The organism is Paraburkholderia fungorum (assembly GCF_046027215.1).
In the GTDB taxonomy this organism is placed as follows: domain Bacteria; phylum Pseudomonadota; class Gammaproteobacteria; order Burkholderiales; family Burkholderiaceae; genus Paraburkholderia; species Paraburkholderia fungorum_D.
Genome location: NZ_JAQQEN010000001.1, coordinates 1,029,423 through 1,047,279 on the forward strand (window position 1 = coordinate 1,029,423; position 17,857 = coordinate 1,047,279).

Genomic DNA, 17,857 nt, shown 5'->3' on the forward strand with positions numbered 1-17,857 from the left:
AAAGAGGCCTCACGCGCCCCGATAGGCGCGCTCAAGCTCCCCAATATCAAGCTTTACCATATCCATCATGGCCTCCATCACACGCTTCGCCTTACCGGCATCCGGATCCCTCAGCATCCGTCCAAGCGCATCTGGCACGATCTGCCACGACACACCGAACCTGTCCTGAACCCAGCCGCATTGCTGCGGCGCGCCCCCATCGCAGAGCTTCGCCCAATAGCTGTCGATCTCCTGCTGCGAACCGCAGTGCACGAACAACGAAATAGCCGGCGTGAAGGTAAATTGCGGGCCGCCGTTCAAGGCCATGAACTCCTGACCCTCAAGCTCGAACGTGACGGCCAGCACGCTGCCCTTCGGGCCAGGACCGGCGTCCGTGTGATGCATCGTGGTGGCGATGCGTGAATTGCCGAATACGCCGGTATAGAAACGCGCGGCTTCTTCCGCGTTACCGTCGAACCACAGGCAGGGTGCAATCTTCTGCATACGATCTCCTTGTCCAAGATGGATGGAGCATGTGGGTCATTGCTAGCCGCACTGCATATTGCGCATGCCTTCCTGGATCTGCTCCGGGCTCAGGTCACGAGTGTGCGTGGCCAGCGACCAGCGGTGGCCGAACGGGTCCTGCAGCTGGCCGTAACGGTCGCCCCAGAACATGTCGCTGACAGGGAGCGTCACGGTCGCGCCGGCATCGACGGCCCGTTTGAAGCTGGCGTCGACATCCTCCACGTAATGGTGAATCGTAACCGGCGTGCCTTTCAGTGTGTTCGGCCCCAACGCGTTGTGGTCGGGCCATTCGTCAGTCAGCATCAGCATGGAGTCGCCGATCTTCAGGCACGCGTGCATCACTTTGCCATCCGGGCCCGGCAGGCGGTATTGCTCGACGGCGTTAAAAGCCTTGGTGTAGAACGCAATGGCGTCAGCGGCGTTGGCGCAAATCAGATACGGGGTAAGCGAGTGCATCCCGTCCGGGATCGGTTTGACAGCGGGGCTGGACATGACGGCGACTCCTTGAAATGACAGGTTCGTGAGTTGAAAGACCCACTACGTGAGCCAGGCCTTCAACATTACGACGATTGCACCATCGTTGAATCGACACTCCGGAAAAAATATTTTTGCGCACGGGCGTGCGGCTTGTTCCCGCCCGTTGCGGACGCCATGCCCGCTGTGCTCAACCGGCGGGATTGTCCTCGTCCGGTGGCGTGGCGGGCGCGGCTGCGCCGCCCGGCGCGCCGAGGATGCTGATCTGGAACGTCGAGGTCGCCGCGAGCGACTGCAACGCCGCATCCTCCGGGATGTGTTCGAACAGCGGCAGAATCACCGAGCCGCCGATTACCGCGCGCCGGCTGTTGTCGGCCGGCCGTAGGCCCCAGACATCCTGGTAGACAACCGGGATCGTGACGCCATTGCGGGTCGTATTGCCGATGTACAGCATCACATGGCCGCCGATATAGATCAGTGTGCGCAATGGCTCGCCATGCTGGGCAAGATAGTCGAGCCGCTGCGCCGGCGTGGACGCGGACAGATCGACCGTGCGGCCGGCGCTCATCTGCGTCGACGAATGGCGCGGCAACCATACGCCAAAGCTCGCAAAGATGCTCTGCAGTTCCGACGAACAGTCGTTGTAGAAGCCGCTATTGCCCCAGCCATACGGCCGCCCGATCAGCGTTTTCATCAGTATCGCAAGGTGCCGCGGCGTGGCGGCGAGCGGCATCGGCGCGATCTGGGTGTCGTTCAGTTGCGCGGTGCGGATGATCGCCTGACCGTCCACGTCGCGAGCCGGGACGAAGAGCTTGCGGGCGGCAGGTTCGCCCGCAGCCGTGCCTGGCATTGAGGCTGTATTCGAACCTGCCGTGGCGTTCTCCGGCGCGAGCGGCAGCAACGTGCCGGCCGGCGCGTCGAAGCGGAACACGCCGCGGCTGTCGCGCAGCGGCGCCGAGGCAACGGTCACCGCGCCCAGCGATCTGGCGGTCGCCGCGCGCCATGTGCCGACAAAGGTGTCGTCGGTCATGCCGACGCCGTCGCTGCGCACCCAGCCTTGCACGTCGGGCGTCTGCACATACCGCCATCCACCGTCGACGCTGCTGCCCAGCACATAGAGAGGCGTGCCGGGGCGCACCGCCGAGATCTGCAGGTTGTCGAACGGATAGCCTTCGCCGGCCAGCCGGTGGTCGTAGAACGACGGATCCATGGTCGGCAGCTCGCGCACCAGCAGGTTGCCCGTGGCGATCGCGCGGCGTTCAGGCTGATAGACGCCCGCGTGCTCGAACTGGCTGACGTCCATGTTCTGCGCGATGGCGTCGATCCATGCCTTGTCGTGCGGACGGAAGTTTTCGCCGTAGCCGATTTCTCTGCCGTTCTTGCCGGTATTGTCGAACTTGACGAGCCGGCGATGTTGCAGCGCGGCAATGTCCGCGCCTTGCTGGCGGTAGACCCGCATCGTCACAAAGCTGGCGTTCCATGGCGAGGGCGCATTCGTGCCGGTGCCGAAGTAGCGCGCGTAGAGGGCTCTGAAGTGGGCCTGCTGGTCCGCCGCGCTCAGAAACGGCTGGTCGTAGCCTGGGCCGTCCGGGTCCAGCCAGTGATCGACGTTCTGGTCGTAATGGGCCATCGGGAACAGCGTGATCGTCTCGACTGGCACCTTTGCATCATGCGTCGGCGCCGGATTGCTGCAGGCGGCGAGGGTGGTGACGGCGGCAAGGGCCGCACAAAATGCAGCGCTGCGGCAGGCATTCGGCAATCTGACGGCGAGGCGGGACAGGACGGCGACGGGCATGAGGTTCGACGATGATGAGCCAAGGACTCGATGATACGGTGTCGGGCGGCACGCCGGGCTTCCGCTGGCGGCATGCGTTGTACGGAAGTGAACGATGGATCATGCGTGTCACGCGTTGTATCGCCATCGCGTTATGACCGCATATACACAACGTTTGTGTGTTTTCATTGAGCTTGAATCGTCAAAAGCGGCTGCGTCACACCGCACTTCATGTGCACACGGTCGCCGGCGATCAACGTTCCGTTACAGTGGTTTCATCCAACTAACACCCGGCCTCGAAAGGAATCCGCGAGGCCGCAAAACAGGAGAGCAACATGCGAACCAGCGCACGCAATCAATTCGCCGGCGAAGTGGCCGAAGTCAAGCAAGGTGCCGTGAACGACGAAATCACGTTGCGCACTCAGGACGGTCTTGAGATCGTCGCGGTCATCACGCATGGCAGCGCGGCGTCGCTCGGGCTTGCGGCTGGCAAGCAGGCGTTCGCGCTGGTCAAGGCGTCGTCGGTGATCATCATGGTCGACGTGGTGAAGAGCCAGGTGTCGGTACGCAACTGCATTGCCGGCACGGTGTCGGCTGTCACGAAGGGTGCGGTCAATTCGGAAGTGACGATTAGCGCGAATGGCGCGCAGATCGCCGCGATCATCACCAACGAAAGCGCTGAGCGCCTCGATCTCGCGAACGGTAAGCCGGCCACCGCGATCTTCAAGGCATCGAGCGTGATCATCGGCGTCGATCAGTAAGCGACACCTTTGCGTGAGGTGTTTTGCACGACGCCTCACGCAAGCTGGACGGAAACAGGGCGGCATGCACCGTGGCATGCCCTGAACGAAACGGCGGCTTGCATTAAACTGCACGCCTTGCTGTTCCTCTTTCCGCTTCCACCACGGACACCGTCATGTTCGAAGTTTCCTCTGCCTCGCACCTCCCCAAAGCCGCGCAATACGAAGAACTGGTCGCCCAGGCGCGCTCGCTTCTTGCCGGCGAATCCGACTGGATCGCCAATGCCGCGAATTTTTCCGCGTTCGTGTTTCACTCGTTGCGCGATCTGAACTGGGCCGGTTTCTACTTTCACGACGGCCAGGAGCTGGTGGTCGGGCCGTTTCAGGGCAAACCCGCCTGTGTGCGCATCCCGCTCGGCAAGGGCGTCTGCGGCACCGCGGCGCAAACCCGTCAAACGCAGGTCGTGCGCGACGTGCACGAATTTCCCGGCCATATCGCCTGCGATTCGGCGTCGCAATCGGAAATCGTCGTGCCGCTCGTCGCGCCGGATGGCACGCTGATCGGCGTATGGGATGTCGATAGCCCGCTCGTCGCGCGCTTCGACGAAGAAGACGCGAAGGGCATGGAAGCGCTGTGCGCGGTGTTCATCGAAGCCGCATTGCCGCGTGCATCGTAAAGACATCGATACCGGCCGGCAGCACCCTATGCACGTTCGCACATAGACTAGATGCACGTCAGGGGATGGGTCGGCGGACCTCATCCCGCTATCGTTCTCTCCACGCGGTCAAGACATCCCGAAGGCAGTCTTCTCGGGAGACGACGCATGACCGCGACGAACCCCCACCAGGTTTTGGAGACATGCATGAGTTCCGCCACCGCTACAGCCACCACTGCGCCGCTGACATTCCAGCGCTCCGCCGCGCTACCCCGCAACTGCACGTTCGATAGCCACGACTGGGAGATTCTCAGCCGTTACTGGCATCCGGTCGCATTCGCCGCCGACGTCGCCGACAAACCCATCAGCGTAACGCTGCTCGACGAGCCGCTGGTGGTGTTCCGCTCGAACGGCCAGTTGGTGAGCGCGCGCGATATCTGTCCGCATCGCGGCGCGCCGCTGAGCCAGGGTTGGGTTGATAACGGCAATATCGTGTGCCCGTACCACGGCCTCGCCTACAACAGCGAGGGCAAGTGCAAACACATTCCGTCGCAAACGGACGGCCCGATTCCAGACCGCCTGCATCTGGTCACCTACGCGACGCAGGAAGCGTACGGCCTCGTGTGGGTTTCGCTCGGCGGCGGCACCGAACCGTTGCCCGCCTTTCCCCATTGGGACGATCCCGACTTCCAGCAGATCCTGCCACCCTCGATCGATATCAACGCATCGGCCGGACGTCAGACGGAAGGCTTTATCGACGTCGCGCACTTCGCGTGGATTCATCACGATAGTTTCGCGGACCGGCAGAACCCGATGGTGCCGCAGTATTCGGTCGAACGACGCGAGCGCGGCATGCACGCGGAGTATGTGAGCACGGTCAGCAACTTCCCGAAGTCGATGCAGCATCGTGCGCCGGAGGGCTACCTGTGGCGCCGTTTCTTCGACGTGGATGTGCCGTTCTTCGCACGCCTGACCGTGCACTTTCCCGAAAACGGGCGGCTGTCGATCCTGAATGCCGCAAGCCCGGTGTCCGCGCGCAAGACGCGCCTGTTCGTGCCGATCGTCAGAAACTTCGACAAGGATCTGCCGCTCGAGGATGTCTACGCGTTCAACCGCCAGGTGTTCGAAGAGGACCGCGCGATCGTCGAACAGCAACGCCCCGAAGATTTGCCGATCGACCGCGCGGCAGAAGCGCCGATTCTGGCCGACCGCTCGTCGGGTGCATACCGGCGGGCGTTGGCCGAGACTGGTCTCGGCCAGGCGTATGTGCGCTAGTTCGTGCTGTGATTCGGGAGAGAGGCAATGAAAGTATGGGAATGTGTCATTTGCGGTTTTCGCTATGACGAGACATTGGGTCTGCCGGAAGCGGGCATCGCCGCAGGTACGCGCTGGGAAGACGTACCCGACGACTGGCTGTGCCCGGACTGCGCAACCGGCAAACACGACTTCGAAATGCAGGTGGTCGCATGACGACGAACCAGCATGAGGACAATGGCCATCCGGTGGTGATCGTCGGCACCGGCATGGCGGGTTATACGGTCGCGCGCGAATTGCGCAAGCTCGACAGCACTGTACCGATCGTGATGATCAGCCGCGACGACGGCAGCTTTTATTCGAAGCCGATGTTGTCGAACGCGTTGGCGATGAAGAAAGAGCCGCACGCGCTGGCGAGTTTCGATGCCGTGGCAATGTCCGCGCAACTGGGTGCGTCGATTCGCGTGCAGCAGCACGTCGAGCGTATTTTGCCGGCGCAGCGCACGCTGGTCGTCGATAACGCATTGCTGGGTTATAGCCGGCTGGTGCTAGCCACGGGAGCGGATCCGCGCCGCCTGCGCGTGGAAGGCGACGGCGCAGCCGACGTGCTGTCGATCAACGATCTCGACGATTACGCGCGCTTCAGGCTGGCGCTGACACGGTGCCGGTCGGTGGCGATTCTGGGCGCGGGGCTGATTGGTTGCGAATTCGCCAACGATCTGGCGTCGGCGGGTTATGCCGTCAGTCTGATCGATCCGGCTTCGACGCCGTTGGCCCGTTTACTGCCGCAGGAGGTGGGCGAGGTCTTCGCTCGCGCGCTGCGTGATGGCGGCATCCGCTTTCATCCCGGTCGCAGCGTGAACCGCATCGAGCGCTTATCGGATGGCTATCGCCTGAGTTTCGCAGACGGCGAGCCAATCGACGCGGATCTCGTGGTGTCGGCAATCGGCCTTGCGCCGCGCACGGCCCTCGCTGCTGCCGCGGGTCTCGAAGTCGATCAGGGTATTCGTACGGATGCCTGGTGCCGCACCAGCGCGCCGGATATCTACGCGCTGGGCGACTGCGCCGCGATCGACGGCAAAGTGCAGCCCTATGTGCTGCCGATCATGCATGCCGCGCGGGCACTCGCGCGAACCTTGACCGGCCAGCCGACACGCGTCGCTTTCCCGGTGATGCCGATCACGGTGAAGACACCCGCGAGCCCCGCTGTCGTCGTGACGCCGGAGGGAGAGGGCACATGGTCGATCGAGACCGGCGGCGCTGCGGCGATTCAAGCAACTCATGCAACTCAAGCGCCTCATGCGCCTCATGCGGCGCGCGCCGTGTGTCAGCACGCCACCAGCGAACGGCCGTTGGGCTTCGCGCTGCTCGGTACGGCGATCGAGGGCAAAGCCGCCCTCATCAAGGCCATGATGGCGGGGGCTCCGCCTGCTTAATCCATAACAATCTTCCTTCTGACCGACCTCACTTCGTGATCGTTCGGTGTCTCGCAGGGCCTGTCACCTGGGACGCCATTGATGATCGCATTTACGCCGCAAGCCCCGCTTGCGGTGTTTTTTTTATCAGCGCGAACATGCGTGATCGGAAAGTGCTTAGGAAGCCAGATCTTTTGCAACACTGGCGATCAGCTTGCGCAACCAGATCGCGGCGACGCTGCGGTGGGTCCGGTCATGCCACAGCTGATAATAGGTCAGTGCCTGCGGTTCGCCGGGAATTGGTTCGATCCGCAGCGGCAGCAGTTTGGTGTAGTGCGTGGCCAGAGCGCGCGTGGTGGTGAACAGCAGATTGGAGCGCGCCAGCACATAGGGCGCCATGCCGAAGTAGGGCAGCGTTGTCGTGACCGTGCGTGAGAGCCCGCTGCGCGCGAGTTCGACATCGACGGTGCCCCAGGATGTCGTGTTGTAGGTCATCACGGCCAGATGCTCGGCTTCTTCGTAGACGGGCTTGCTCAGTCTGCCGGGTTTGATGGGATGACCGTTGCGCATCAGGCACACCAACTCGTCCTTGCAGAGCGGCTGCAAATGTAGATGCTCCGGCGGCGTGCGCCAGTTGCCGATCACGAGATCGAGAAAGCCGCTTTCCAGACCGTGTTCATAGCCGCCGTCCACCATCATCAGATGCCTGAACTCGAGCTTCGCACCGGGCGCCTCGCGATGAAACGCATCGACGACCGCGGGGACGAAGAACGCGTCGAGATAGTCCGGCGAGCCGATGCGAAAGGTCTGGCTGGTGGTGGCGGGATTGAACGACGAAGTGGGATGCAGGATCGCCGCGATACTGTTCAACGCCTGCGCGGCCGGTTCGATCAAGGTGAGCGCGTGCGCCGTGAGGACCATCCGGCTGCCGCTGCGTACCAGTAGCGGATCGCCGGTCATGTCGCGCAATTTGCGCAGGGCCACGCTGACGGTAGGCTGCGATTGACCGAGCAACGCTGCCGTGCGCGACACACTCGATTCAGTCAGCAGCGTATGCAGCACCTTGAGAAGGTGCGAGTCGATGATTTCCTTGGACATAAAAAGCTGGACCCTTTTCGTGCGGATCCACGCGGTGGGGCGGTGATATTTTAGTCAGGGATCGCCAGCAAAATATATAGCCGGATATAACGGTCGTCAATCCGGCGGAGCCCTCTGCGGAGGCGTCGAAGGCAGGTGCGTATTGAGTCATGAGGCCCGGAGTATCCTGGCCATAGCGGGCGCTTTATGACGCGTATGGCAGGGTGTGCACGAACTCGACAAACTGGGGATTACACCGAGGGATGCGTCTGGCAGCGGCCATGGGTGGCCGCCCTAATGGGTTTGCGCAGGAAAGCCGCTATCATACGCACGTTTGCATGGAAGATCGCGGTGGCAAGGCTGGGTTCGCCGCGTACGCCGTCCGCGTCAAAAACACGCCAACTCGCAGCTACTATTCAGGAAAACCCAAGGCCGGCGCGATGCAAGACCACCCCTATGCCGAAACGCGCACGTATAGCGCCGTGCTCGCCGCCGCGCCCTACGGCATGTTCATCTGTGCAGCGGATGGCAAGTTCGAAGCCGTCAACGCCGCTTTCGAACGGCTAACGGGTTATGTGGCCGCAGAACTGGTTGGCCGGCGCACCTTTGAATCCCTGTTTGATCCCGCCGAACTCACGAGACGGCGCGCTGAATTGCCGCCGCTGTCCGCAGTGAGCGCGCGCTACGAAGGCGAATGGACCTACGTGCGGCACAACAGCTCGCCGATTCGCGTGGTTTTTGCGCTGGCGCCGCTGGTTTGCGAGCCACTTCCTGGCGACGTGAAAGGTCCCACGCGCCACGTTGGCACCGCGATCGACATGACGCGTTACGCGCAATCCGAGGCGCGCTTGTGGTACGTCGCGCATCACGACGGCGTGACCCGGTTGCCCAACCAGACACTCTTCACCGAACGACTCGAGCTGACGATTGCACGTTGTCAGCGCAGCGGCAGCGGTTTTGCGGTGCTGATCGCCGAGCTCGACAACTTGCGCAAACTGCGCGACGCACTGGGTTTGCATGCCGCCGAACTGGTCTTGCAGATCGTCGGCGAGCGCTTGCGAGGTCTCTTTCCAAACGACGGCACGATTGCCTCCATTGGCGGCACGCAATTCGCGCTGTTGATCAATGAGAGTGGCGCGGCGGCGGATGATTTCGCTGCCGAAGCGCTAAGCCGCATTGCTGAATCGATCGACTACGCGGGTACGGCGTTGAACGTCGCGGCGAGCATCGGCATCGTCGCTTACCCGGCCGACGGCGGCGATGCGCCGACGCTGATGCGTCGCGCGGGCGTGGCGTTGTCGGCGGCATCGGCGGTGAGCGGCAATGCAGTGCGGCGCTTTTCGACCGCGCTCGAAGGCCAGGCGGCGCGCCGCTTCGAATTGCAGGCGATGCTGCGCGAAGCGCTCGAGCGCCAGCAACTGCACCTCGTGTATCAGCCGCAGGTGACGCTGGCGAACGGCCGCATCGCGCAAGTGGAGACACTGCTGCGGTGGGATCATCCGCAGCGTGGCTTGATCAGTCCGGTCGAATTCGTGCCGGTGGCAGAAGAGTCGGGACTGATCGAGCAGATCGGCGAGTGGGTGATTCGAACTGCGTGCCGCGACGCAGGCAAATTGCTGCGTCTGACGGGCAATCTGCCGCGCATCGCGGTGAACGTGTCGCCGCAGCAGTTCCAGCGTCGCAATCTGTTCGAGACGATCCGTGGAGCGCTCGAAGACGCCGCGCTCGATCCCTCGTATCTGGAAGTGGAAATCACGGAAGGCGTACTGCTAGGCGACACCGAGCAGGCATTGCAGACCTTGCATGCATTGCGCGAACTGGGCGTTGAAGTCGCGGTGGACGACTTCGGCACCGGCTATTCGAGCCTCGCCTACCTCACACGTTTTCCGCTGAATCGCCTGAAAATCGACCGCTCGTTTGTGGCTCGCATGAGTACGGATCCGCAATGCGCCGCGCTCGTCGGCGCCATCATTGCCATGGCGCATGCGTTGAAATTACGCGTGACGGCCGAAGGTGTCGAAACGGCCGAACAGGCCGCCCAACTCGAAACGCTCGGCTGCGACGAAGCGCAAGGGTTCTGGTTTTCGCGCCCCGTGACGATCGCTGGACTGCGTAATTTACTGAAGCCGCTCGGCGCCGGTTAAGGCCGGCTAATGCCGGTGTAAAGTGCCGGCACAAAGCTCGGGAACGTATCCTGCTTCCCTGCGTCGGAAGTACTTCTAACGCGATGGGACGCTACACACGATGAACGATCTTTTTGCTCGTCTGGAGCATTTTCAGCCGTCGTTGCTTGTCACGTTGACGCACGACGTCCTTCATATCGTGCTGGCCGCGTTGATCCTGATGGTTGGCTGGTGGGTGTCGAACCGGGTCGGCACGGTGTTTGCAAAAGCGCTCGCGCGCACGCACGCGGACCCCACGCTCGCGCCGATGCTGGCGGCCATGGGCACGTGGGCCGTGCGCGTGCTGGTGTTTATCGCGGCGCTCAGCGAAGTCGGGATTGCCACTGCGAGTGTACTGGCAGTGCTCGGCGCCGCCGGCCTCGCGATCGGTCTTGCATTGCAGGGCACGCTGCAGAATATCGCCGCTGGCATGATGCTGCTGATGTTGCGGCCGTTTCGCGTCGGCGATGTGATCGAGGGCAGCGGCGCGGCTGCGGGCATCGTGCGCGAAGTAGGGCTCTTCACCACGCGCATCGAACGCGGCGACGGCAATGCGGTGTTCGTGCCGAATAGCCAGATCTGGAGCAACCCTGTCATCAACTACAGCAGCGGCGGCACACAGCGCATCGAGGTCGAAGTCGAACTCGCGAAACGCAAGGACGTCGATGCGGCGATCGGAGAATTGAAGAAACTGGTCGCCGACGAGCCGCGTGTGCTGAACGGTTCGACGCTCGCGCCGGTCATCACGGTGGCCGAATATCCCGACGACGGCGGCGCGAAGCTGCGCATCGCCGCATGGGTACGCACGCCGGACGCGTCGCTCACCAGCGACGATCTGCACGATCACGCACAGACCGCACTCGAACAGGCCGGCTGCCCGGTGGCGGCTTAGTAGCGAGTTGCGTTTCAGGACGGCACGCGCGGATGAGCGAGGAAAAATCGCACCATCTCTGCGCTCGCATCGGGACCGGACGCGTCTGTGTAAGTGCCGCGTTGACTGCCGCCGGCCCACGCATGGCCCGCCCCAAGAATCGACCAATACTCGGCTTCCACACCGTTCGCGGATCGTAGCCATTGCACTGTGGAGTCTCGCTGAGCGGTCGGTGTGCGGGTTGGTCCGCTGAGCGTCGCCGTGCCGGTGTCGAAGGCTGCAATGAGTTCCGCGGCGTTTGAAGGATGCACGGTCGTGTCCGCATCGCCATGAAACACGATGATCGGGCGCTGCGGTTCGCTACGCGCGTGGTGGCGCCGCGCCTTGCCGCCTTTCATGGCGGCCAGTGCCGAAGGCAGATCTTTCGCGCAACCACAGGCGAGTCCTGAATGCACACCGGCCGCGGCGTACAGGTCTGGATAGGTTGTCAGCATGACATCAGCCATGGCGCCGCCTGCCGACAAACCCGCCACATATACACGGGCCGGATCGACGCGATAGCGTGCCATCACTTCATGCGTGATCCCCGCGATCAACGACGGTTCGCCCTGGTCGCGGTGTTGGTCGGAAGGCTTGAACCAGTTCCAGCATTTCGACTGATTGGCCGCTTGCAACTGATTCGGATACACAACGATAAATCCGTGACGCTCGGCCATCGCATTCATGCGGGTGCCGGCCGCGAAGTCGTCGGCATTCTGCGTGCAGCCGTGCAACATCACGATCAACGGCAACGGTTCGCCTTTATACACGGTTGGCACGTAGAGCTTGTACGGCCGTTGACCCGCGCTATTGCTGAAAGTGTGCGTGCCGAAGGTGCCGGGCGCGTCGGCGTCGGATGTGCGTTCGGCGGGGGCGTGAGACCTCGCATGCGGGGCTGCTTGAGTTTGAGCTTGAGCTTGCTGCTGCGTCCACGCCTGGGCCCAATCGCCGGCGCTGTGTGTGGCTTGCGGTGCCTGAGCGTGGGTTGTTCTCGCCGTGCCGTCGCCTGCGAGCGCGCGTTGGACCGCTGCGGTTGCTGCCTTCGGCCCTTCGGTGCGTAGTAACGCGAAGGCTTCTTTCATTGATTTCAGAAAATCTTCGTTCATCTTCATGGCCGTTAAGTGTGTCGTTGGCTTGCATTGGGTGCGGTGGGTTCCGCGAGAAGCTGAGGAGAAGCGCTCGGCTAGCTGATCCGCCCCGCGAGCGCCGCCTTGACCGCAGGCGACGCGTGAAAGGCGCCAAGCACGACCACCGATGCAATCGTGGCCGCCGCGAGTTCCGGCGGCACATCGGCTGCGATGCTGGCGAGACCGAGCACGTGAATGTCCAGTTGTTCGTTCGCGGCTTGTGCCGCTTCGAGGTCATTCCGCGAGAAATGCTGCAAACCGAGCACCATTTCCCGCCGCGTCACCGTTTCCGTGACGACCTGCGCATGGATCGCTAACTGATTGCGAATCGCGGTGCGAATCAGGTCGGTGCGGTTCGAGTAAAAACCTTCTTCGACCAGTAAATCGATCTGGCCAAGGTCAATCGGACCGAGATTGATGGTGATTTTCTCGGTCTCGCCGCCCTTGGGGCGTGAGGTATCTAGCAGTTTGAGTTTGCTGGGCTGAGGGGCGTTTGGCATCCGGTGACCATCCAATTAACATCCAATGGGATGGTTATACGCTTCGTCGACGGGGGGCGTCAACGGGAACAATTGGGGGCGGTTGGCGGGTTTTGCGGGGTGGGCGTGTTGGCGGGGAGGGGAGCGGGCGTGGCGCGGAGTGGAACGGCGAACTTTGGCACTGGAACCAATAGCTGGCCCATCGTGGCGGCGATTTGAAGGAATTGCGCCTGAAGGTATGTTTGGGTGCGGCCCGCCCAAGCCGGAGAAGCATGGGCGACTATCAACGGCCCCTACATCAGCACAATATCGTACTGCTCCTGACTCAAATTCGACTCCACCTGCAACGACACCGGCTTGCCGATGAAATCGATCAGCATCGCCAGATGCTGCGACTCCTCCTCAAGGAACAGATCGATCACCTGCTGCGAGGCCACCACGCGGAATTCACGTGGATTGAATTGCCGCGATTCGCGCAAAATCTCGCGCAGCACGTCGTAGCACACGGTGCGCGGCGTCTTGACCTGGCCCTTGCCCTGGCAAACCGGGCAAGGCTCGCACAGCACATGCGCGAGCGACTCGCGCGTGCGCTTACGCGTCATCTCCACCAGGCCAAGCTGCGAGAAGCCATTTACCGTCACGCGTGTCCGGTCGCGCGATAAAGCCTTCTTCAACTCACCGAGCACCTGGTCGCGGTGCTCGAGATTTTCCATATCGATGAAGTCGATGATAATCACGCCGCCCAGATTGCGTAGCCGCAACTGCCGCGCGATCGTATGCGCGGCTTCGAGATTGGTCTTGAAGATCGTATCGTCGAAATTGCGCGCGCCGACGTAGCCACCCGTGTTCACATCGATAGTGGTCATCGCTTCGGTCTGGTCGATCACGAGATAGCCACCGGACTTCAGATCGACGCGGCGTGACAATGCGCGCTGGATCTCAGCCTCGATGTTGTACAGATCGAAGAGTGGCCGTTCACCGGTGTAGTGATGCAGTTTCGACGACACCGCCGGCGTGAACTCCGCCGCGAAATCGGCGAGCATCTGATACGTCTCGCGTGAATCGACCTGGATGCGTGAACTCTCGTCGTTGACGAAATCGCGCAGCACACGTTGCGCGAGATTCAGATCCTGATAGAGCAGGCTCGTGGGCGGCATACGCTGCCCTTGCGAAATAATCGTCGCCCAGGTCTTGCGCAGATAAGCGACGTCGCCGGCGAGTTCTTCACTCGTGGCATCTTCCGCGATGGTACGCACGATGTAGCCGCCTTTTTCGTCGGCGGGCAGCACGGCGGTCAAACGCGCGCGCACGGCTTCACGCTCAGCTTCGCTTTCGATCTTCTGCGAAATGCCGATATGCGGTTCCTGCGGCAGATACACCAGCGTGCGCCCGGCAATGCTCACTTGCGTGGATAGCCGCGCGCCCTTGGTGCCGATCGGATCCTTCACGACCTGAACCATCAGCGTCTGGCCTTCGAACACGATTTTTTCGATCGGCTGATGGGGTGCCTGATGCTGCGGTTCGCCGGCAATGCGCGGATGCCAGATATCGGCCACATGCAGAAATGCGGCGCGTTCCAGACCAATGTCGATAAAGGCGGATTGCATGCCCGGCAATACGCGAACGACCTTGCCGAGATAGACATTGCCGACGCGGCCGCGCGACAGCGTTCGTTCGACGTGAAGCTCCTGGACGGCGCCTTGCTGGACGAGCGCGACGCGCGTTTCCTGCGGCGTGACATTGATCAGGATTTCTTCATTCATGGTGTTATTTTAGAAGTCGATGCGCGCTGCGCGCAGAAGGGCAGCGGTTTCAAAAAGCGGCAAACCCATGATACCTGAATAGGACCCGTCGATATGCTCGATAAACTCGGCGGCGCGTCCCTGTACCCCATATGCGCCCGCCTTGCCGAGCGGCTCGCCGCTCGCGGCATAGCGGCGAATCGCCTCTGCGTGCAGTGCAGCAAAACGCACCTTCGACACGGACAGCGCAGCAGGCAATAGCGCGCCCTCGGCATCGACCACGGCGACGGCGGTCAGTACTTCGTGATCGCGTCCGGCGAGGCGCGTGAGCATCGCGCACGCGTCGTCGGCGTCAATCGGCTTGCCGAGAATCGCGTCGTCGATCGTGACGGTTGTATCCGCAACCAGAATGGGTCGCACGGCATGCTCGCTGGCTATAAGACGCGCGCGTGCGGCATGCGCCTTGGCAATGCATACACGCTGCACGTAGTCGCGTGCGCGCTCGCCGGGCAACTCGGCTTCGAGGGCTTCGGCATCTTCATCGGGGCGCGGCAGCAGCAGTTCGAAGCGCACGCCGAGTTGTTGCAGCAGCTCCTGACGGCGCGGGCTTTGCGAAGCGAGGTAGACGAACGGGTGCAGCAAGTCGGCGGACGAAGGCATGAACAGGTCTCGATGAAGCGTGATGGCGTGAACGTGCGACGAACGCTTCATTCACGCATCGACGAACGAACAGCGGCACACCACGAGACTGGAATCGGATGCGCGATCTATCAGCAGCCTCGGTCGCTTACGCGCGGTGATAGGGGTGATTTTGCGTGATGGTCCACGCGCGGTAAAGCTGTTCGGCGAGCAGCACGCGGACCATCGCGTGCGGCAAGGTGAGGCTCGACACGCGCAGCAGCATATCGGCACGCGCTTTCAGATCGGGATCGAGCCCGTCGGCGCCGCCGATCAGAAACGCGACGTCGCGGCCGTCCTGCTGCCAGCCGGGCAGCGCGCCGGCGAGCTGCATCGTGGTCCAGTCCTTGCCGCGTTCATCGAGCGCGACAATGCGCGCGTTCTTCGGCAACGCCGCTTCGATCTTCTGGCGCTCGGCGGCCATCACGCTCTCCGCGGGCCGGCCGGACGAGCGTTGCTCGGGCTTGATTTCGCGCAACTCGATGCGCAGCTCGGGCGGCATGCGTTTCGCGTACTCGTCGAAACCGGTTGCGATCCAGTCCGGCATCTTGTGGCCGACGGCGAGGATGTGCAGTTTCATGAAGAATGCAAGCGCGGGTTCAAACGCGGACGAGGCGGTGTGCGTGCCAACGCGCGCTTACTTGCGGCGGACCGGCGTCTTGCGGGCGGGCTTCGCAGCCGGGGCGTCGTCTTCGTCCTCGTCCTCGGGCTCGCTCGCACTGGCGCCGCCGAACGGATTCGGTGTCGAAAGCTTGATGCGTACCGGCTTGTCGCCCCAGATTTCTTCGAGGTTGTAGTACTGGCGCAGCGCCGGTTGCAGGATGTGCACGATCGCGTCGCCGCAATCGACCAGCACCCATTCGCCGATATCCTCGCCTTCAGTGCTGATGACGTCGCCGCCGTTTTCCTTGACGCTCTCGCGCACGCTCGAAGCGAGCGCTTTGGTCTGGCGGTTCGAGGTGCCGCTCGCAACGATCACACGATCGAACAGGGCGGTCAGGTGGCTGGTGTTGAACACCTTGATGTCTTGCGCTTTGACGTCTTCGAGTGCGTCGACGATCACGCGTTGCAGTTTGCGAATATCCATGGGGTTACCGGTGGTACAGATGATGTTGAAGAATATAGTCCCACACCGCGGTGGGGACATGGCTCGCGGCCCGGCCTTGGCCTTGCTCTGCGCCGCCCGCGTGCTGGGCCAGTCTTTCACGCAGATGCGCGCGAATGTCGGTGGCCGAGACGTTGAAGGCAAGCGTGGTATCGATCAGCAAGTGCCCGCAGGGGGTCGCTTGCAGAACGTCGGCGCGGGCACGGCGCGCGTCGATTTCGTTCGTGACCACCGGCGGAATCGACGCGAGGTCGAAACCGGGCCGGGTAGCCGCGCAAATATGGGCGAACTCGAACAGACGCTGCCAGCCGCGCCATGTGTCGAGATGCACCAGTTGATCCGCGCCGATCAGAAGCGCAATCGACGCCTGCGGACCTTCGCGTTCACGCCAGCGTTGCAGCGTGTCAATCGTGTAAGTCGGGCCGTCGTGATCGATTTCGTCGGTCGCGACGCTCACCTTGACGCCCGGCAGCATGAGCGCGCTAGCCGCGGCGCGTGTCATGGCCAGCCGGTGCACGGCCGGCGACACGTCCGATTTCTGCCACGGCTGGCCGGCTGGCAGCAGCACCAGTTCGGTCAGGTGCAGCACCTCGGCGAAACGCCGCGCGAGCGCGAGGTGGCCGTCGTGGATGGGATCGAATGTTCCGCCGAGCAGTCCGATCCGGCGGGGCAGGGCGACAGGATGAGCGTTCGGCTTCAGGTGAAGATCCTTTGTCGTGACGATGACGGGCAGCAGTGCGGGCGTGAGCCCGTCACAGCCACTCGCGCGGCACGAGAAAATCGCTGTAAAGACGCGCTTCCGGCGTGCCGGGCTCGGGTTGCCAGTTGTAGCGCCAGTTCACCACAGGCGGCATCGACATCAGGATCGATTCGGTGCGTCCGCCGCTCTGCAGCCCAAACAGTGTGCCACGGTCGAAGACCAGATTGAACTCGACGTAGCGCCCGCGCCGGTACGCCTGGAAATCCCGCTCGGCCTCGCCGTAAGGAATGTTGCGGCGCTTTTCGATGATCGGCATATACGCTTTGAGGAATCCTTCGCCGACGCTCTTGAGCATCGCGAAGGATTGATCGAAGCCCAGCGCGGAAAAATCGTCGAAGAAAATCCCGCCGATGCCGCGCGGTTCGTTGCGGTGCTTGAGGAAGAAATACTCGTCGCACCAGCGCTTGAAACTCGGGTAGAGGTCCGCGCCATAAGGCGTGAGCGCATCGCGGCAGACGCGGTGGAAGTGCTGCGCGTCTTCCTCGTAGCCGTAATACGGCGTCAGATCCATGCCGCCGCCAAACCAGAACACCGGCTCTTCGCCGGCCTTGGTGGCGATCAGCAGACGCACGTTCATATGCACGGTCGGGCAGTGCGGATTGTGCGGGTGCAGCACGAGTGAAACGCCCATGGCTTCAAATCCACGGCCGGCCAGTTGCGGGCGCGCGGCGCTCGCGGAACCGGGCAAGGTGTCGCCGGCGACATCCGAGAAGCCGATGCCCGCGCGCTCGAAGAAGTTGCCGCCTTCGAGAATCCGCGTGCAGCCGCCGCCGCGCAGCTTTTCGCCGGGGGCGCGCTGCCACGCGTCGGTCGCGAACGGCTGACCGTCGAACGCGCCGAGCGTGTCCGCGATATGCGTTTGCAGGCCTTGCAGCCAGCTGCGCACGGCTTGTGCGTCGTAGCTCGAATCGGTCATGAATGCAGATGCTGAGGGCGGCACGCTCGTCGTGCCGCGGGTTCTTCGTGAAGGGCGACGGCCGGGCTTTCGTCAGCGGGTGGC

General features: G+C 62.7%; 20 protein-coding genes. 8 read left to right on the forward strand and 12 right to left on the reverse strand.

Annotated elements, in window-relative coordinates:
- Positions 1-9 precede the first annotated feature (9 nt).
- The 3 genes from PQR27_RS04605 to PQR27_RS04615 all read right to left on the reverse strand — a co-directional run bounded on the left by PQR27_RS04605 (position 10) and on the right by PQR27_RS04615 (position 2,773).
- Positions 10-483: a VOC family protein gene (locus PQR27_RS04605; protein ID WP_408522545.1), complete on the reverse strand. Its 474-nt coding sequence runs from the start codon at positions 481-483 to the stop codon at positions 10-12.
- A gap of 42 nt (positions 484-525) precedes the next feature.
- The gene (locus tag PQR27_RS04610) at positions 526-996 is read right to left on the reverse strand and encodes a VOC family protein (RefSeq protein WP_408522546.1); all 471 of its coding nucleotides are present in this window, start codon (positions 994-996) and stop codon (positions 526-528) included.
- 172 nt (positions 997-1,168) lie between these two features.
- Positions 1,169-2,773: an SH3 domain-containing protein gene (locus PQR27_RS04615; RefSeq protein WP_408522547.1), complete on the reverse strand. Its 1,605-nt coding sequence runs from the start codon at positions 2,771-2,773 to the stop codon at positions 1,169-1,171.
- A gap of 11 nt (positions 2,774-2,784) precedes the next feature.
- Between PQR27_RS04615 and PQR27_RS04620 the strand changes: the two genes are divergently transcribed.
- The 6 genes from PQR27_RS04620 (at position 2,785) to PQR27_RS04645 (ending at position 6,838) form a co-directional block, all read left to right on the forward strand.
- Entirely contained in the window at positions 2,785-2,910 is a 126-nt protein-coding gene (locus PQR27_RS04620; RefSeq protein ID WP_408522548.1) for a hypothetical protein, read from the forward strand.
- 177 nt (positions 2,911-3,087) lie between these two features.
- Complete coding sequence (locus PQR27_RS04625) at positions 3,088-3,513, forward strand: TOBE domain-containing protein (protein ID WP_408522549.1); 426 nt, start codon at positions 3,088-3,090, stop codon at positions 3,511-3,513.
- Between the two features lie 155 nt (positions 3,514-3,668).
- Positions 3,669-4,169, forward strand: a complete 501-nt coding sequence (msrC, locus tag PQR27_RS04630) for a free L-methionine (R)-S-oxide reductase MsrC (RefSeq protein ID WP_408522550.1) — start codon at positions 3,669-3,671, stop codon at positions 4,167-4,169.
- A gap of 186 nt (positions 4,170-4,355) precedes the next feature.
- A complete protein-coding gene (locus PQR27_RS04635; RefSeq protein ID WP_408522551.1) occupies positions 4,356-5,423 on the forward strand; it encodes an aromatic ring-hydroxylating dioxygenase subunit alpha in 1,068 nt (355 codons plus the stop codon).
- 27 nt (positions 5,424-5,450) lie between these two features.
- Positions 5,451-5,618 carry a rubredoxin gene (locus PQR27_RS04640; RefSeq protein WP_408522552.1) on the forward strand — a complete coding sequence of 56 codons (168 nt, stop codon included), beginning with the start codon at positions 5,451-5,453 and terminating at the stop codon, positions 5,616-5,618.
- Complete coding sequence (locus PQR27_RS04645) at positions 5,615-6,838, forward strand: FAD-dependent oxidoreductase (protein WP_408522553.1); 1,224 nt, start codon at positions 5,615-5,617, stop codon at positions 6,836-6,838. The genes PQR27_RS04640 and PQR27_RS04645 overlap by 4 nt, the downstream gene beginning before the upstream one ends.
- A 156-nt stretch (positions 6,839-6,994) precedes the next feature.
- Here the strand turns inward: PQR27_RS04645 and PQR27_RS04650 are convergent, their stop codons facing one another.
- Positions 6,995-7,915, reverse strand: a complete 921-nt coding sequence (locus tag PQR27_RS04650; protein ID WP_408522554.1) for a LysR family transcriptional regulator — start codon at positions 7,913-7,915, stop codon at positions 6,995-6,997.
- A 419-nt stretch (positions 7,916-8,334) separates the two neighbouring features.
- Between PQR27_RS04650 and PQR27_RS04655 the strand changes: the two genes are divergently transcribed.
- Both PQR27_RS04655 and PQR27_RS04660 read left to right on the forward strand, forming a co-directional pair.
- The gene (locus PQR27_RS04655) at positions 8,335-10,038 is read left to right on the forward strand and encodes a putative bifunctional diguanylate cyclase/phosphodiesterase (RefSeq protein ID WP_408522555.1); all 1,704 of its coding nucleotides are present in this window, start codon (positions 8,335-8,337) and stop codon (positions 10,036-10,038) included.
- Between the two features lie 100 nt (positions 10,039-10,138).
- The gene (locus PQR27_RS04660; RefSeq protein WP_408522556.1) at positions 10,139-10,948 is read left to right on the forward strand and encodes a mechanosensitive ion channel family protein; all 810 of its coding nucleotides are present in this window, start codon (positions 10,139-10,141) and stop codon (positions 10,946-10,948) included.
- 14 nt (positions 10,949-10,962) lie between these two features.
- Here PQR27_RS04660 and PQR27_RS04665 read toward each other — a convergent pair whose 3' ends face one another.
- The 8 genes from PQR27_RS04665 to hemF all read right to left on the reverse strand — a co-directional run bounded on the left by PQR27_RS04665 (position 10,963) and on the right by hemF (position 17,773).
- Positions 10,963-12,078, reverse strand: coding sequence for an extracellular catalytic domain type 1 short-chain-length polyhydroxyalkanoate depolymerase (locus PQR27_RS04665; protein WP_408522557.1), 1,116 nt, complete (start codon positions 12,076-12,078; stop codon positions 10,963-10,965).
- Between the two features lie 71 nt (positions 12,079-12,149).
- Positions 12,150-12,593, reverse strand: a complete 444-nt coding sequence (locus tag PQR27_RS04670) for a ribbon-helix-helix domain-containing protein (protein ID WP_408522558.1) — start codon at positions 12,591-12,593, stop codon at positions 12,150-12,152.
- 272 nt (positions 12,594-12,865) lie between these two features.
- Positions 12,866-14,335 (reverse strand): ribonuclease G, encoded by a 1,470-nt coding sequence (gene rng, locus PQR27_RS04675; protein WP_408522559.1) that lies wholly within the window; start codon positions 14,333-14,335, stop codon positions 12,866-12,868.
- A 9-nt stretch (positions 14,336-14,344) separates the two neighbouring features.
- Positions 14,345-14,974, reverse strand: a complete 630-nt coding sequence (locus PQR27_RS04680) for a Maf family protein (RefSeq protein ID WP_408522560.1) — start codon at positions 14,972-14,974, stop codon at positions 14,345-14,347.
- 127 nt (positions 14,975-15,101) lie between these two features.
- Entirely contained in the window at positions 15,102-15,572 is a 471-nt protein-coding gene (rlmH, locus tag PQR27_RS04685) for a 23S rRNA (pseudouridine(1915)-N(3))-methyltransferase RlmH (protein ID WP_063495252.1), read from the reverse strand.
- A gap of 57 nt (positions 15,573-15,629) precedes the next feature.
- Positions 15,630-16,079, reverse strand: a complete 450-nt coding sequence (rsfS, locus tag PQR27_RS04690) for a ribosome silencing factor (protein ID WP_408522561.1) — start codon at positions 16,077-16,079, stop codon at positions 15,630-15,632.
- 4 nt (positions 16,080-16,083) lie between these two features.
- Positions 16,084-16,830: a nicotinate-nucleotide adenylyltransferase gene (locus PQR27_RS04695; protein ID WP_408525403.1), complete on the reverse strand. Its 747-nt coding sequence runs from the start codon at positions 16,828-16,830 to the stop codon at positions 16,084-16,086.
- Positions 16,831-16,849: 19 nt separating this feature from the next.
- Positions 16,850-17,773, reverse strand: coding sequence for an oxygen-dependent coproporphyrinogen oxidase (gene hemF / locus PQR27_RS04700; RefSeq protein WP_408522562.1), 924 nt, complete (start codon positions 17,771-17,773; stop codon positions 16,850-16,852).
- Positions 17,774-17,857 lie beyond the last annotated feature (84 nt).

Coding starts and splice junctions, on each gene's coding strand:
- msrC (WP_408522550.1), top strand. CDS start 3,669: ATGTTCGAAGTTTCCTCTGCCTCGCACCTCCCCAAAGCCGCGCAATAC.
- PQR27_RS04615 (WP_408522547.1), bottom strand. CDS start 2,773: ATGCCCGTCGCCGTCCTGTCCCGCCTCGCCGTCAGATTGCCGAATGCC.
- rlmH (WP_063495252.1), bottom strand. CDS start 15,572: ATGAAACTGCACATCCTCGCCGTCGGCCACAAGATGCCGGACTGGATC.
- PQR27_RS04620 (WP_408522548.1), top strand. CDS start 2,785: ATGATGAGCCAAGGACTCGATGATACGGTGTCGGGCGGCACGCCGGGC.
- PQR27_RS04605 (WP_408522545.1), bottom strand. CDS start 483: ATGCAGAAGATTGCACCCTGCCTGTGGTTCGACGGTAACGCGGAAGAA.
- PQR27_RS04640 (WP_408522552.1), top strand. CDS start 5,451: ATGAAAGTATGGGAATGTGTCATTTGCGGTTTTCGCTATGACGAGACA.
- PQR27_RS04650 (WP_408522554.1), bottom strand. CDS start 7,915: ATGTCCAAGGAAATCATCGACTCGCACCTTCTCAAGGTGCTGCATACG.
- PQR27_RS04645 (WP_408522553.1), top strand. CDS start 5,615: ATGACGACGAACCAGCATGAGGACAATGGCCATCCGGTGGTGATCGTC.
- hemF (WP_408522562.1), bottom strand. CDS start 17,773: ATGACCGATTCGAGCTACGACGCACAAGCCGTGCGCAGCTGGCTGCAA.
- PQR27_RS04665 (WP_408522557.1), bottom strand. CDS start 12,078: ATGAAGATGAACGAAGATTTTCTGAAATCAATGAAAGAAGCCTTCGCG.
- PQR27_RS04625 (WP_408522549.1), top strand. CDS start 3,088: ATGCGAACCAGCGCACGCAATCAATTCGCCGGCGAAGTGGCCGAAGTC.
- PQR27_RS04680 (WP_408522560.1), bottom strand. CDS start 14,974: ATGCCTTCGTCCGCCGACTTGCTGCACCCGTTCGTCTACCTCGCTTCG.
- PQR27_RS04635 (WP_408522551.1), top strand. CDS start 4,356: ATGAGTTCCGCCACCGCTACAGCCACCACTGCGCCGCTGACATTCCAG.
- PQR27_RS04660 (WP_408522556.1), top strand. CDS start 10,139: ATGAACGATCTTTTTGCTCGTCTGGAGCATTTTCAGCCGTCGTTGCTT.
- PQR27_RS04670 (WP_408522558.1), bottom strand. CDS start 12,593: ATGCCAAACGCCCCTCAGCCCAGCAAACTCAAACTGCTAGATACCTCA.
- PQR27_RS04610 (WP_408522546.1), bottom strand. CDS start 996: ATGTCCAGCCCCGCTGTCAAACCGATCCCGGACGGGATGCACTCGCTT.
- rsfS (WP_408522561.1), bottom strand. CDS start 16,079: ATGGATATTCGCAAACTGCAACGCGTGATCGTCGACGCACTCGAAGAC.
- rng (WP_408522559.1), bottom strand. CDS start 14,335: ATGAATGAAGAAATCCTGATCAATGTCACGCCGCAGGAAACGCGCGTC.
- PQR27_RS04655 (WP_408522555.1), top strand. CDS start 8,335: ATGCAAGACCACCCCTATGCCGAAACGCGCACGTATAGCGCCGTGCTC.